Origin of the sequence: Proteiniphilum sp., from assembly GCF_034927365.1 — a bacterium.
Taxonomy (GTDB): domain Bacteria; phylum Bacteroidota; class Bacteroidia; order Bacteroidales; family Dysgonomonadaceae; genus Proteiniphilum.
The window spans coordinates 153772-168834 of record NZ_JAYFQD010000003.1; the positions used below are offsets into that span (position 1 = coordinate 153772).

The 15063-nt window shown below is 44.6% G+C and carries 11 protein-coding genes; 3 read left to right on the forward strand and 8 right to left on the reverse strand.

Annotated elements, in window-relative coordinates; genetic code table 11:
* The first annotated feature begins 17 nt into the window (after positions 1-17).
* Positions 18-434, forward strand: coding sequence for a DUF3244 domain-containing protein (locus tag VB073_RS01765; protein WP_323402423.1), 417 nt, complete (start codon positions 18-20; stop codon positions 432-434).
* A 4-nt stretch (positions 435-438) separates the two neighbouring features.
* Positions 439-915, forward strand: coding sequence for a helix-turn-helix domain-containing protein (locus VB073_RS01770; RefSeq protein WP_323402424.1), 477 nt, complete (start codon positions 439-441; stop codon positions 913-915).
* Positions 916-1046: 131 nt separating this feature from the next.
* On the opposite strand, the gene glgP is transcribed toward VB073_RS01770, so the two are convergent.
* Entirely contained in the window at positions 1047-3608 is a 2562-nt protein-coding gene (glgP, locus tag VB073_RS01775; RefSeq protein ID WP_323402425.1) for an alpha-glucan family phosphorylase, read from the reverse strand.
* 71 nt (positions 3609-3679) lie between these two features.
* Positions 3680-5407 carry a glycogen/starch synthase gene (locus VB073_RS01780; protein WP_323402426.1) on the reverse strand — a complete coding sequence of 576 codons (1728 nt, stop codon included), beginning with the start codon at positions 5405-5407 and terminating at the stop codon, positions 3680-3682.
* Positions 5408-5480: 73 nt separating this feature from the next.
* Between VB073_RS01780 and mfd the strand changes: the two genes are divergently transcribed.
* On the forward strand, positions 5481-8819 hold the full coding sequence (gene mfd, locus VB073_RS01785) for a transcription-repair coupling factor (protein WP_323402427.1): 3339 nt from the start codon (positions 5481-5483) through the stop codon (positions 8817-8819).
* Between the two features lie 83 nt (positions 8820-8902).
* Here the strand turns inward: mfd and epsC are convergent, their stop codons facing one another.
* The 6 genes from epsC to VB073_RS01815 all read right to left on the reverse strand — a co-directional run bounded on the left by epsC (position 8903) and on the right by VB073_RS01815 (position 15033).
* The gene (gene epsC / locus VB073_RS01790; RefSeq protein WP_323402428.1) at positions 8903-9724 is read right to left on the reverse strand and encodes a serine O-acetyltransferase EpsC; all 822 of its coding nucleotides are present in this window, start codon (positions 9722-9724) and stop codon (positions 8903-8905) included.
* Between the two features lie 12 nt (positions 9725-9736).
* Positions 9737-11725 carry a DUF4954 family protein gene (locus tag VB073_RS01795; RefSeq protein WP_323402429.1) on the reverse strand — a complete coding sequence of 663 codons (1989 nt, stop codon included), beginning with the start codon at positions 11723-11725 and terminating at the stop codon, positions 9737-9739.
* An 86-nt stretch (positions 11726-11811) separates the two neighbouring features.
* Positions 11812-12831: a recombinase RecA gene (gene recA, locus VB073_RS01800; RefSeq protein WP_323402430.1), complete on the reverse strand. Its 1020-nt coding sequence runs from the start codon at positions 12829-12831 to the stop codon at positions 11812-11814.
* A 48-nt stretch (positions 12832-12879) separates the two neighbouring features.
* A complete protein-coding gene (gene bcp, locus VB073_RS01805) occupies positions 12880-13356 on the reverse strand; it encodes a thioredoxin-dependent thiol peroxidase (protein ID WP_323402431.1) in 477 nt (158 codons plus the stop codon).
* Between the two features lie 78 nt (positions 13357-13434).
* Positions 13435-14544 (reverse strand): DNA-processing protein DprA, encoded by a 1110-nt coding sequence (gene dprA, locus VB073_RS01810; protein ID WP_323402432.1) that lies wholly within the window; start codon positions 14542-14544, stop codon positions 13435-13437.
* Between the two features lie 87 nt (positions 14545-14631).
* Positions 14632-15033 carry an acyl-CoA thioesterase gene (locus VB073_RS01815; RefSeq protein ID WP_323402433.1) on the reverse strand — a complete coding sequence of 134 codons (402 nt, stop codon included), beginning with the start codon at positions 15031-15033 and terminating at the stop codon, positions 14632-14634.
* Positions 15034-15063 lie beyond the last annotated feature (30 nt).

The following is a 15063-nucleotide window of genomic DNA, read 5'->3' on the forward strand; positions in this document are numbered from 1 at the left end:
TTAAAAAAATAATTTTTATGAAAAAGACAGTTTGGATACTTTTAGTAGCAGTGTGCGGTACATTTCTGAATTTGAGCGTGAGTAATGCTCAAGACATGCTTCAGGATAAAATTAATTTAAGTCGTGAAGGGGGGACCACCCGTCGCCCAGCAGGAGCAGCAATGCAAACTATGAGCCGTGTATTGGCAGATCAACCAATAGAAGCAGCTGTGGAGGCTTATGTCTCACAACAGGTAGTAACCATATCGGTACAGAATTATCGCGGGGAAGCATGGATTGAGATTGTCGGGCCGAGAGGAGTATTAAAACAAACTTATACAGACGTACGTGATATGGGCTTCGAGGCAGTGAATCTTTCCGGGCTTGATTCAGGAGAATACACTATACGTGTAACGCTTGGAACGGAAGTATATACAGGAGAGTTTAAAAAGTGATCTTATGAATGTTAATGCAAGAATAAACAGAGAAGACGTACGCAAATATTTGCTGACGGATGTGTCATCGTGTACCTTTACTTTCTCCGACGGATTAAAGAGTAGGATGACTCCATCTCCCGAAAGTGAGATAGTAATGGTAAAGTTGATCCCAAGGACTTCAAAGTCGAAACATTTCGAGGATAGCGTGTTGAGGAACTACTCAGCGGCAAAGAATATGAATGAGCTGGCAAGGTCATGTAAATATGACTGCTTAAGAACGTTCACGCGCCACTTTAAGAAATGTTTCGGGCAAACACCTTATCAATGGATGCTTGACCGTAAAATGGAGGAAATACAGTCTTTGGTATTCAATTCGGATATCAGTATTACTGAGATATCAAGGATGTATGACTTCAAAAGCGTATCGCATTTAGTGAACGCCTATAGTAAGAGATTTGGTATTTCACCGCATAAAAGCAGATTATCGAATGCTATCTGACTCTACCCTTTGATAATAAATAGGCACAATCTTCGTAATTGTTTTCGATTACTATTTCTTTGTGTGACGGTGAAATTGAAAAAGCGCTACTCGTGAGAGAGCGCTTTTTATTTTTGTAATGAATGAGTCGATTAAATCCATCGCATATATGCGAAATCCATCCTGTGAGGAAGATCGGGATTCTTCGGATATACCCTCAATCCATACTGATGTGTGCCCGGATCATTCAATGCTTTGCGTGATTCGAAATAGAGCAGTGATCCTTCGGTCTTGACCAGATCGAATTCGTATGACTCAACAAACTGCGGCTCCTTGATCATCGTATCGTGATCCACAACCACACATTCCACACCCAAATCGCATGTCAACCCTTTCCTGTCAATCACAATCTGTGCATAAAGTTCTTTGTTCCCGTTGAGATTTGCCTTCTGGTTGGGATTGAACTCTAATTTAACCACTTCGAACTGATCCCACTTCGAAGCTGTATCCATCTTCCATCTCACGATCTCTCTTACTTTTGCGTAATTGTCCTTGTGAAGCAGATGAGAACGCTTAGCCAGTTTATTGTAGAAACGGTCGAAATAGTCGTCCATCATACGTTTGGTTGTAAAATGGGGAGCTATCCCGGCCATTGACTTCTTGATGTATTGGATCCATTCGTGGGAGAAACCGTTACTATTATATGCATAATAAAGGGGTACAATCTCGTTTTCAAGCAGAGAATAGATTGTGGATGCGTCCAGTTCATCCTGGTAGACATGGTTGTCGTAAGTCCGTTCGTCGGTCAACGCCCAACCCGCACCTTCTTTGTAGCCTTCATACCACCAACCGTCGAGTACAGAAAGGTTCAGTACACCGTTCATTTCCGCTTTCTCGCCGGATGTTCCCGATGCTTCCTGTGCACGGGTAGGAGTGTTCAACCAGATATCCACGCCTGAAACCAGCCGCTTTGCCAACCGCATATCGTAATTTTCAAGGAAGATGATCTTGCCGAGAAATTCAGGACGACGGGATATTTCTACAATCTGCTTGATCAGTCCCTGTCCACCTCCGTCGGCCGGATGAGCTTTCCCTGCAAAAATAAACTGTACAGGATATTTCGGGTTATTCACGATCCTTGAAAGACGGTCGAGATCGGTAAACAGCAAATGCGCGCGCTTGTAAGTGGCAAAACGACGCGAGAAACCAATCAGCAATGCATTGGGATTGACCTCTTCCAGCATATTCATGATCCTTGAAGGGGCTGCCTGGTTTTTAAGCCATCCTTCTTTGAATTCAACCTGTATATAGTCAACCAGTTTCTTTTTTAAGTGCATCCGGAGCTTCCATAATTCATCGTCACTCACGTTATAGATATTTTTCCAGATTTCCGGATTAGACTGATCATTATAAAATGTCTCACCGAAATATTTTTCATAGAGCGCCTTTACGGAAGAAGTCGCCCAACTGGGCAAATGAACGCCATTGGTCACATAACCTACATGAAGCTCTTCCGGAAAATAACCTTTCCATAGAGGCTGAAACATTTGTTGCGAGACGGTACCATGAAGTTTGCTGACTCCGTTGGCTTCCTGCGCTGTGTTGAGTGCGAATACACTCATGGAGAACTTTTCATGCGATCCGGGATTGTCTCGTCCCATATCCATGAATTGCTGCCATGGAATACCGATACTTTGTATCATAGGCATCATGTATTTGGTAATGAGCTGCTCATCGAAATAATCATGACTTGCCGGTACCGGTGTATGAACTGTATAAAGTGATGATGCACGTATAACTTCTAAAGCTTCCTGGAATGATAATCCTTCTTCCAGCACATAATCACGCAATCGTTGAATATTGATGAAGGCTGCATGTCCTTCATTCATGTGATATACATCTTTCCGGATACCCAGTTTCTTTAGTAGCAATATACCTCCTATACCCAGTAAAAACTCCTGTTTCATGCGGTTTTCCCAGTCCCCACCATATAACTGGTGGGTGATGGGGCGGTCATACCCGCTGTTATATTCCAGATCGGTATCCATCAGATAGAGGTTGATACGTCCCACGGCTACCTTCCATACATGTGAATAGATCGGGCGGTCGTGAAAAGGTACTTCCAGTATCATGGGGGAGCCATCCTCATTCATCACTTGCGTAATGGGGAGATTACCGAAGTTCTGCGCTTCGTAGTTGGCTATCTGTTGCCCATCGATAGATAGGGTCTGCGTGAAGTAACCGTAGCGGTAAAGAAATCCTACTGCGGTCATATCCACATTACTGTCACTGGCTTCCTTCAGGTAATCCCCTGCAAGGATACCCAAACCACCAGAATAAATCTTCAATACATGCGAGAGTCCGTATTCCATACTGAAGTAGGCCACGCTCGGGCGTTCACTATTGTGTGGAATACTCATATAATGATTGAAACTCTTATAGACACGTTGAATTCGTTCCATGAGCTCTTTGTTCTCCAATGCACTCTCTATGGCTTCAGAGCGGAGGTTTTGTAACAAAACAACCGGATTCTTCCCGCTTTTTTCCCACTCCTGTGGGTCTAAAATCTCTAAGATGGCTTTTGCCTCTTCATTCCATACCCACCATAAGTTATGGGCAATTTCCTCCAACGGACGTAATTGGTCAGGCAATTCTGCACGTACGTGAATATCTTTCCAGATAGGAGTGTTTGTATGACTTGATTGAATAATCATTGTTATTATTTTTTTCTTTTATATCTATTGTAATGTGTAATGAATCAATAAAAAGTGGCAAGTATAACGTTTTATTCTGCTTTAAGTTTATAAGGAAGTGATAATCGGACAAAGGAGTTGTGCAACGCTTTGCTATAGGCTTCCTGATAATAGCGGATAAAATGTGCCCAGTCTGCCCAGTCTGCCAGGGCAGATGCACTTTGCTTTAACAGCTTGATTTGTTCCTTGCTTCTCAGTGAGAGCTCGTGTATAAGAGTTGCAATTTCTTCTGCTACTTCGGTATAATTTTTATCATTGCGGTAGATAACCTCAATTCCATCGCTTATCCCTTCTTTCCTGTCACCCTCCTTTTTAGCCCATACACCAAATCCCGCCAGAGTTGTGGTGATGGTAGGGACTGAGAATGCTACGCTCTCGTGCGGAGTATATCCCCATGGTTCGTAATAGGAGGGGAAAACCGACAGATCGAAACCAATCAAAAGATCATAGTAAGGGAGATTGAATATACCGTCGTCACCATTCAGATAGGAAGGTACAAAGATAATTTTTACCCTCTCTTTTTCAGCGTTGCAAAATCCCAAATGCCTGATCTGGTTCATCACCATATCGTGTTGTGGATCTACCAGTTCGTGGGTGATAAAAGGGCATTCGGGTGAGACGTGTAAACCGGAAGAATTGCCGGAGGAGAGACTTCCACTTTCCGTGGAATTATCCTCTGCCAGCCATGCCTGAAGGTCCTTCCGCGGCCCTTTTACCCAGCCGGGTACCATGATAAAGGCAATCACATCTTTTGTCAGTTCCGGCATTTTCCGAAGAAGATGCATGGCATCGATAAAAACATCGATACCTTTGTTCTTATATTCATACCGGCCGCTGGTCGCAATCAGCAACGCATCAGGGTGAATAGCATGTCCCACCACCTTTTCTGCTACATGGAGCAGCGTCTTCCGGGCCTTTTTCCTTGCCCGGCTGTGATATGGCCCTTTGGGTATGAAATCCTTTTCGAAACCGTTGGGTGTCACTATATCGGGCTGTCGTTGTAAGAGTTGTGTACATTCCGCGGCAGTGATATCACTCACGGTAGTGAAGCAATCGACATTCAGGGCGGCTTTCTTCTCGATGGAATGTTTCGCAGCCATGTTCAATTGACGCGCCATCTGATCACCGTTATATCCCTGCAGATGATCATACAACGGGAGATTGTTCCCAGCAATCGAGCGACCAATGGAGGTGGCATGGGTAGTGAAGAGCGTGGCTATCTTAGGCACATGCTTCTTGATATAAAGTGCTGCCGCTCCTGTCATCCATTCGTTGAAATGGGCGACCACATTCTCCGCTTCCAGATGATGGAATCGGTAAAAACTCTCGATGACGATACCTGTAGCATATGCGAACAGGGTTGCTTCATGATAATCACCATAGGCGGCAATCGAATCTACACCATAATCCATCCACATTTCAGCGTAGATATCGTTCTGTTTCTCGAAAAATGCATCGAACTTCACCAGAAAGACAATCGGATCTCCGGGTATTTTCCACCGTCCAATACGAATCGGAAGGTGCTGATTGCGTGAAGCAAATTCACGCCATGACGAAAAAAGGGTTTTTTCCTCTTTGAACCAGGGACTCCCCTGTTCACCCCATATATCTGGGCCAATAAAAAATATCCGGTCCTTATAAGTTTTCTGTAGAATATTGGCCCGAGTGGATAAGACGGTATAAATACCGCCCACTTTGTTGCATACTTCCCAACTGGCCTCGAAGAGGTAATCAGGTGTATGCCTGGCATCTATCTCCATATGTGATTATTTTCTTGTCTCAGGGTGACAAAGATACTAAAAAAAATGGCTTATCTTTGTAACTTTCTTCTGAATGGTTGAAACTATTGATATTACCCAATTACAGCGGTTGATTGGAAAGCATCCCAACCTGGCGGCAGCAGGCTCACTACTGAAAGCTATACATGTTTTATCGGTAACGGGTTTGCACGGGTCGTCGAGTGCTTTGTTCGCTGGGGAATTATTCCACAAACAACCGCAAACATTCCTTTATATTTTAAATGATGCAGAAACCGCCGGTTATTTCTATCACGATCTGACACAGATGATGGGGACGGCCGATGTGCTATTTTTTCCCTCGGCTTATAAACGGGCGGCTAAGTACGGGCAATTGGACAAGGCGAACGAAGTGCTCCGTGCAGGCGTGTTGAGTCGTCTGCAGGACGGTTCCGGACCTGTGATTATTGTCAGTTATCCCGATGCACTGGCAGAAAAAACCGTTTCCCGTGAGGAATTGGCAGAGAATACCCTGAAGGTGTCGGTAGGTGACCGTATCGACAGTGCTTTTGTAAGTGAAGTGCTCGATAGTCAAGGATTTCTGATAGCCGATTATGTATATGAACCGGGACAGTATGCCGTGCGGGGAAGTATCCTCGATGTGTTCTCTTTCTCCAGCGAATATCCATACCGAATCGATTTCTTCGGTGATGAAGTGGAAACTATTCGTAATTTCGACTTGGAGACCCAGTTGTCCAAAGAGAAGTTTAATGAAATCCGTATCGTACCCGAATTCGGACAAAATGCATCTAAAGCGGCTTCCCTCTTTGGTCTGCTTCCCGGTGACTCGATCATCGGGATGGAGGATATGCGCTGGATAGTCAGCAGGGTGGAATCGATCAACGAAGATGAACTACATATCGATCCCAAAGATGAGGAATTTGTGAAAGCCGATCTGCTCTCAAGAGAGGTTTTTCTGGAAAATATCGCTTCATTCCGTCAGATACGTTTCGACACGAAGATGCTGGACACCCCTGATGCCGCTATTCACTTTTATACGTCGATGCAACCTTTATACCATAAGAATTTCGATCTTTTGAGTGAATCCCTACATCGGTTTATAGAGGAAGGATATACAATTTATATATTAAGCGACAGCGAAAAACAGCAAAAAAGGCTTTTTCATATTTTTGAAGATCGTAACGACCCTATCCCTTTTGTACCTGTAAACAAAACGTTGCATGAAGGTTTCTCGGATGAGACGCTGAAGATATGTTGCTTCACCGATCATCAGATTTTTGACCGCTTTCATAAATATAGCCTGAAGTCAGACCAGGCGCGCACTGGTAAGATTGCATTGACACTTAAGGAGATCAACCAGCTTCAACAGGGTGATTATGTGGTGCATATGGATCATGGTGTTGGCCGGTTTGCCGGATTGGTACGACTACGCATTGGGGATAAGGTGCAGGAGGTGATCAAGCTTCTTTATAAGAATAATGATGCTGTATTTGTCTCAATCCATTCCCTGCATAAGATATCGAAATACAAAGGAAAGGAAGGGGAGGAGCCGCAACTCAATAAGCTGGGTTCCGGAGCCTGGGAGAAGGTGAAGGAGCGGACCAAGAAGAAGATCAAGGATATTGCCCGCGACCTGATTAAACTCTATGCTCAACGCCAGCAGGAGAAAGGATTTGCTTTTTCGAAGGATACTTATTTGCAGACGGAACTGGAGGCATCGTTCATGTATGAAGATACACCCGACCAAGTGAAAGCGACCCGCGATGTGAAAACTGATATGCAGAATGAGCGCCCTATGGACAGGCTGGTTTGTGGTGATGTGGGTTTCGGCAAGACCGAGATCGCTATTCGTGCTGCCTTTAAAGCGGCTACCGATGGGAAACAGACGGCTGTATTAGTACCTACCACTGTATTAGCCACGCAACACTACCACACTTTCAGCGAGAGGCTCGCCGATTTCCCGGTAAAGGTAGATTACCTGAGTCGTGCACGTACGACTATAGAACAGAAAGAGATACTGCTCCGGCTGAAAGAAGGTAAAATCGATATCCTTATCGGTACCCATCGGTTAGTGGGAAAAGATGTGGAATTTAAAGATCTGGGCCTGTTGATTATTGATGAAGAGCAAAAATTCGGTGTATCAGTCAAGGAGAAGCTCAAACAGCTGAAAGTGAACGTGGACACTCTTACCATGACAGCTACGCCGATACCACGCACATTACAATTCTCGCTGATGGGATCGCGCGACCTCTCCACAATAGGCACACCGCCCCCCAACCGTTATCCGATACAGACAGAGGTGCATACCTTCGATATAGAACTTATTCGCGATGCCATTAATTTTGAGTTGAACCGGAACGGGCAGTTGTTCATAGTAAACAACCGTATCAAGAATATCTATGAACTGGAAGCTCTTATCAAAAGAGAGATGCCTGGAGTGCGTATGGCAGTAGGACACGGGCAGATGGATCCGAAGAATTTAGAAAGTATAATTGCCGATTTTATCAACCATGAACAGGATGTACTGATTGCCACTACCATCATCGAATCAGGTATTGATATGCCCAACGTGAATACCATTATCGTGATGGATGCCCAGAACTTTGGATTGAGCGATCTGCACCAGCTGCGGGGCAGGGTAGGAAGAAGCAATCGCAAGGCTTTCTGCTACCTGCTTGCTCCTCCATTTTATATGCTGAGTAGTGACTCACGCCGGAGATTGCAGGCGATTGAAAACTTTGCAGAACTGGGGAGTGGACTCCATATTGCCATGCAGGATTTGGATATCCGTGGGGCGGGAAATCTGTTGGGGGCAGAACAGAGTGGTTTTATCGCCGACCTGGGGTATGAGACCTACCAGAAAATATTGGCCGAAGCGGTACAGGAACTGCGCAAAGACGAGTTTGCAGAATTATATGATACACAGCAGGCGGAAAGGGTTTTGACTCGGAATTTTGTGGATGATGTACTGGTGGAGAGCGATCTGGAACTGATGTTCCCCGTAAATTATATTCCGAATGATGCAGAACGGGTGGGGATTTACCGGGAGATGGATAATATGGAGTCGGAGACGGAGATCATGGACTTTATGAAACGTCTGGAGGATCGCTTTGGTAAGATCCCTCCGCAGGGTAGGGAACTTATCCGGATCGTGAGACTCCGTCGTATTGCCAAATCGTTGGGTATAGAGAAGGTAGTGCTCAAGAACGGACAGATGACACTCTTCCTGATTTCAGATCCGGAATCACCCTATTATAGCTCGCCGGCATTCGACCAGTTACTGGATTTTGTGCAGAAGCAACCACGTCGCTGCCGCTTACAGGAAAAAGGTAAAAAACGGTCTGTAGTGATAAGCCAGATTGAAACTGTAGAAACGGCGGTCGCCTTGCTGGAAGAGATGGGAAGGCAGGAATGAGTTTACGTACTAATCTACTGTTACACTTTAAAAAAGGTGTAATAATCGATAGGATCAAATGAAGAGGTATACCCGGGAAGAATTCAGATCACAAAATCGTATGGACTGGAAAAATCTTTCACTGTGCGTATTTTTACATCTATCGAGTTAGAAACAAGAGAGTAGGGAATTACACTCCGAGTGAGCCATGCTCCGCCACCGATGACGGAATCGTGTCCTACTACCGTTTTACCACCCAGAATAGTGGCATTGGCATATATCACCACGTTATCTTCCACGGTGGGATGTCGTTTTATATCGGATAATTTCTTTTCCACATATAATGCTCCAAGAGTTACACCTTGATATATCTTTACATTATTGCCGATTTCGGCAGTTTCGCCAATTACGATTCCCGTTCCGTGGTCCATAAACAGGTTCTTGCCTATCTTGGCGGCAGGATGGATGTCGATACCGACCTTTGAATGGGCGTATTCCGAAAATAATCTGGCAATCAGAGGTATTCCCAAACAATGCAGTTCATGTGCTACACGGTGCACACAAAGTGCGTAAAACCCGGGGTAGGTGAGGATTACTTCTTCCAGACTTTTAGCTGCAGGATCGGCTCTCAGATAACACGCCGCATCCTTATAGAGTCGTTCCCGGAGTGAAAGGAATTGCTGAAAAAAAGATTCTGTGATCTCATCAGCCTTCTCCTCACCGATAAGAGAAGTGATGTTGGAGTGTAGTTTTTTGGCTACTATTCTCAGCCCTTCATGCACATTGACCCCTTCCTGACAGTCGCAGATAGGGAACATCAGCGAAATAAGTGCTTCAATGACCTCTTCCAACTCGCACTTGTTGATGGGAATGCGTATGGGTTGCGGATTGAACTGTTGGATGAGCTCCTCAATCTTATCTGTCATAAAGTAGAGTATTTATTGAATATTTCTTATTCTGTCTATCAATTCGTCTCCCAATGCCTTTTTATCTTCGATATGCTGTAATGTGGCTATCACGAAAGGATTTTGATCGAATGCACCACGTACATATTCAAAATCCATGGTCCGATCCTGTATATTTCCATCAGCACCAAAACCCGTTTTAAAAGAGAGGGAGAACTCTTTTTTTGCATCACAGTAAATCATCTCGTCGAGCCCGACCACCGCTTCTTTCCATTTTTTTACAATCGAGATCACATCCGATGTGGTAATCTCATTTCCCTGAATGCCATAAAACGATTGAATCTTATCCCAGGCCCAGGTCCATTCGTTTTCGTAATAGTCTTGATGCAACTTCCTGAATACATGATTGATCTCTTTCAGTCTGGTGATCTCTCCCGATTCTATTTTGCAAAGCAGATCGTCAATCTCTGATTTAGGAGCGATCAATCCAGAGATATCTACCCATTCACCTAACCCCGGTGTTCCTTTGGGATCGAGTCGCTGTCTGATCTCCTCATTATTCTTAAAGTTAATCTTTTCCAGACGCTTGATAATAGAATTCCCAAGAAACTTATGAATAATGATCTCGTAGAGTTGTAATCCTCTTCGCAGTGAAGAATTGGAGATGATACAACTTTGGAAAGTATAGAATTCAGATGTTTCTCCGGCTACAGCCTGGAGGTTTTTCAGAATCTCTATGGCTGCAAATACTTTCTGGATCGTGTAGGGACTGAGGAGATTGAAATTGATACAGTCGAGTTGGTCGGGATCCTTACGGCGGTCTCTCTCCGGCCATTTCTTAGCATCACGGATGGTCCCTACACTCCGCAAATTTACTCCCGGGGCAATATGGGTGCCGTTGTCTTTTTCTACCAGATAGGAAAAAGGGAGATTTGATGTGTCGGCATGTTGATAATGACGTCCCAGGATCAGTGAGAATGGCCCCACTTTAGCAGGCCATAATACGTAGGAGTTACTGGTTGTCTTAGCACCTCGTTCAATAATCCCCTGATGGATAGGTCCCAGTTTGTACATATGATTACTCTGGTTGGATCCTGATCCGGCATTCATAAAAGAGAACATCCCGGCGATGAGCAGGGTTGATTTATGGTGGGTAACAGTATAGGGGCCGGCAAAAAGTGCGCAAGCTTCCCCATTCTCTCCCTGGCAATTGCTAAAAAAGAGAGAATCTGAAGCCGAATAGCCATGATCGATATGGCATGCCTGACCGATAAAGCAGCGAGAAATAATAGAACCTCCGTCGATGGTGGAACCGGAGCAGACAATGAAATCTTCTGCGATTACATTGCGCCCAATATAGATCGGATCATGCTCATTGCTATTGATGCTTCCGTTCTTTAACTTCATTGCGCCGGTTATCTTACAGAAAGCACCTATCCGCACATTCTTGATATAACCGACATTTACGATTTTGCAGTCATGCTCGATAATTCCACGCTCGGATGCATGTTTTTTGCAATAATGATCGATGATTGCCCTCATTCGCTCAATCAGTTTTGGTCGATGGCGATAGAGAGAGTAAATATAGGCAAAATGGGCAGATAACTTGTCGTTGATATGTACTTCTCGTCCCCCGGTTTCGTTCAATACGTTGACCTGAACTCCGTTTCCAAAGGTAGTAAGCCCGTCAACCAGGATCACATCTATATTCTGAATGAAACAGTTGTCTTCAATGGTATAATTGGCAATGTAGTTCTGCACATTTTCGATCATTACATTATCGCCGATGGTGCAGTTATGGATAACGGCACGATTAATACCGGCATGCTTCTTTAGCCCGCCGGGCAACAGGAATACCTTTTCAAATATGCCGAGTTCGACGTTACCTGAAAAATGACTATCCCTTACATAGCCGGGATTAAAACCTTCCTTTACGCTAACCAGTCCCCAGTCATTGCTACTACATCCATTTCCTGTCAACTGATCAATTTCTGACGGGGTTAAATTTCTATGATTATGCATTGTTCAATGTGCCAATAAGCCAATGAGAAAAATCTGAGACAAAAGAAAAAAACGAGCCCCCTAAGAAAGAGGTCTCGCTTTTCATGTTACTTATTATTCTCTTTGAGTGCGTCAAAAATGAGCTTTTCAAGTTCTTCCGCCAATTCGGGATTGTCTTTGATGGCCGCTTTTGCCGCATCACGTCCCTGACCCAGTTTTGTGTCGTTATAGCTGTACCATGAGCCGCTTTTCTTGATGATTCCAAGATCGGACCCGAGATCAATGATTTCACCTGTACGCGAGATCCCTTCTCCATACATGATGTCGAATTCGGCTTTGCGGAAGGGAGGAGCCAGTTTGTTTTTGACAACCCTTACGCGTGTGGGTTTCCCAATCTGTTCTTCTCCATCCTTGATGGCCGTACCACTACCACGAATATCAAGACGTACCGAGGCGTAGAACTTCAAGGCATTTCCCCCTGTTGTTGTTTCCGGATTGCCGAACATTACCCCGATCTTCTCACGTAATTGATTGATGAAGACGCAGGTGGTGTTGGTCTTACTGATAGCCGAGGTGAGTTTCCTGAGTGCCTGCGACATTAAGCGTGCTTGCAGGCCTACGTTGGAATCGCCCATCTCTCCTTCTATCTCCTTTTTGGGAGTAAGTGCTGCCACCGAGTCGATAACGATAATATCTACCGCTGAGGAACGGATCAACTGCTCTGCAATCTCTAACGCCTCTTCACCACTACTCGGCTGCGAAATAAGTAATTCGTCGGTATTTACACCCAACTTTTCGGCATAAAAACGGTCGAAAGCATGTTCAGCATCTATGAAAGCAGCCACGCCACCCGCTTTTTGTGCTTCGGCAATCGCATGAATGGCAAGAGTGGTCTTTCCCGATGATTCCGGTCCGTAGATCTCGATCACACGTCCACGGGGGTAGCCACCCACTCCCAACGCCACATTCAGGGCAATAGAGCCGGAAGAGATAACAGGCACCTCTTCCACTTTCTCGTCACCCATCATCATGATAGAGCCTTTACCGTAGGTCTTTTCAATCTTGTCCATTGCTGCACGCAGCGCTTTCAATTTTTCACTGTTCTTGTTATCTTTTTCTTCCGCCATATTTTTAGCTATGTTTAATTTTTCTTGTTACTTGTAATATCCGGTTTGTTAGTCCCAGCTGATTCTCATTTTCTCCAATATTTGCCCTGCATGGTTCTTCGTATCCACTTTCTTTCCCTCTATCTTATCCCGGATAATCCCATTTTCATCTATAAGGAATGTTGTGCGTACGATACCCATGTACTTTTTTCCCATCATCGATTTCTGCCGCCACACTCCAAATTCTTCAACCAGTTTTTTATCGCTATCGGCAATCAATGGAAAGGGTAACGAAAACTTATCGATAAATTTTTGGTGTGACTTCTCACTGTCGACATTGACGCCTACGATTTCATATCCCGCTATTCGTAGATCATCGTATCCGTCACGCAGGCTGCATGCCTGGGCCGTACACCCGGGCGTATTGTCTTTCGGATAGAAGTAGAGCGCCAGTTTCCTGCCGCTGAATTGTGCTGCCCTCACCGGTTCCCCATTTTGATCTGTTCCCAATATTTCGGGTATATTATCACCAATTTGTAATGCCATGAATCTTTTGTCAAATTTGATTATTTCTTCAAAGATATAAAAAATAAAGAGATGGTATGGTGGGAAAAGCGTCAAATTTTACACTAAACAGTACATTCCACCGGGAAGTGATGTTACAATATTTTTCACTTCTAACTCCAGTAAAGTCATAAACAGCTCTGATACGGGGATATTAAGCTCGATGGTCAATGTGTTTACATGCATGGAACCTACTTTACGTAGTTTTTCAACGACCAACACCTCCTCTTCCGATAGATTGGTGAAAAGTTTTTGCTGTGCGGTGATAGGTTGTTTTTCTTCTGGCTCCCATCCCATGTGTGAAACAAACTCGTTAAAGCTCTGAAAAAGAATTGCTTTGTTGCCCGATATAAGCCTGTTACATCCGATCGACATCTTATCCCGGATCCGGCCTGGCAGAGCGAAGACCTCTCTGTAATAGGAATTGGCTATGTCGGCGGTAGTAAGTGATCCCCCCTTTTCGCCCGATTCGATGACTATGACCGCATCAGCCATTCCGGCAACAATACGGTTACGCTTTATGAAGTTGTGTTTATCGGGATTGGTATTGCTGGAAAATTCAGTGAGAAGTGCTCCATGTTGCAGCATATCTATGGCTGTCTGCCTGTGCGTTTGTGGATAAATGCGATCCAGTCCGTGTGCCAATACGGCTACGGTGGAGAGGTTATGTTTCAGCGATGCCCGATGGGCACAGATATCGATACCATATGCCAATCCACTGATAACCTGTATGCCGGGGATTCTCTCTGACAACTCTTGAATGAACTCCTTACAGAAATCTTCACCATATCTCGTAGAGTTACGCGTTCCAATAACACTGATGGTTTTCTGATGATTGAAATCGGCATTGCCTTTGGCATAGAGCAGAAGAGGGGCGTCAATACACTGGGTAAGCCTTTGGGGATAACCTTCATCGGTGAAGAAAAGGAGCCGTAGTTTATTCTCCTCCACGAATTCCAACTCTTTCTCCGCTCTTTTCAGTACGGCCGGATCGCGAATTTCATTGATTAACCGCCTTGAAATGCGGGGTATGGCTTCAAGCTTTCTGACATCCTCTTTGAAGATTGTTTCCTCATCGCCGATCACCTGCATCAGCGTACGGGCGTGCATCACTCCTACGCCTTTGATCTGCGTGATCGCTATCCGATATAGGGATTTGTCTGTTTTCATAGAGCCAAGACAAAACTAATGTGATAATTAGTTAATGTGCCAATATGCCAATGTGCCTTGTCCTGATCACCAATCCACCTGTCCACCTCAAATATAGGCTGCGAATGCTTCGTCGAACAGTTCCGGTTGGGACAGTCTGCCGTTCACCAGGTTCACCACTTCAATTTTTGCCTTGGCACACACGGTATTGTCTGACAGACGTATGATTTTCTGATGAAAAATATACTTCACGCCTGATCTTTCTATACGGTGTACCGTGCAATTGAATTCATCCATGCCGAGTAGAGGTGACTTGTAGCGGATTTCCACCTGAGAGACTACCGCATCGATACCCTGAAGATGTAACTCATAAAAGTTGAGTCCCACTTTCTCCAGAAACTCATGTCGTGTTACCTCAAAATAATGCTGATAATTAGCATTGTTTACATGTCCTTGCGCGTCACACTCGTAGTCGCGCACCTTCATCTTGTATGCAAAAACCGGATCCATTATTATTTTTCTCTTGCCAATGTTGAGACC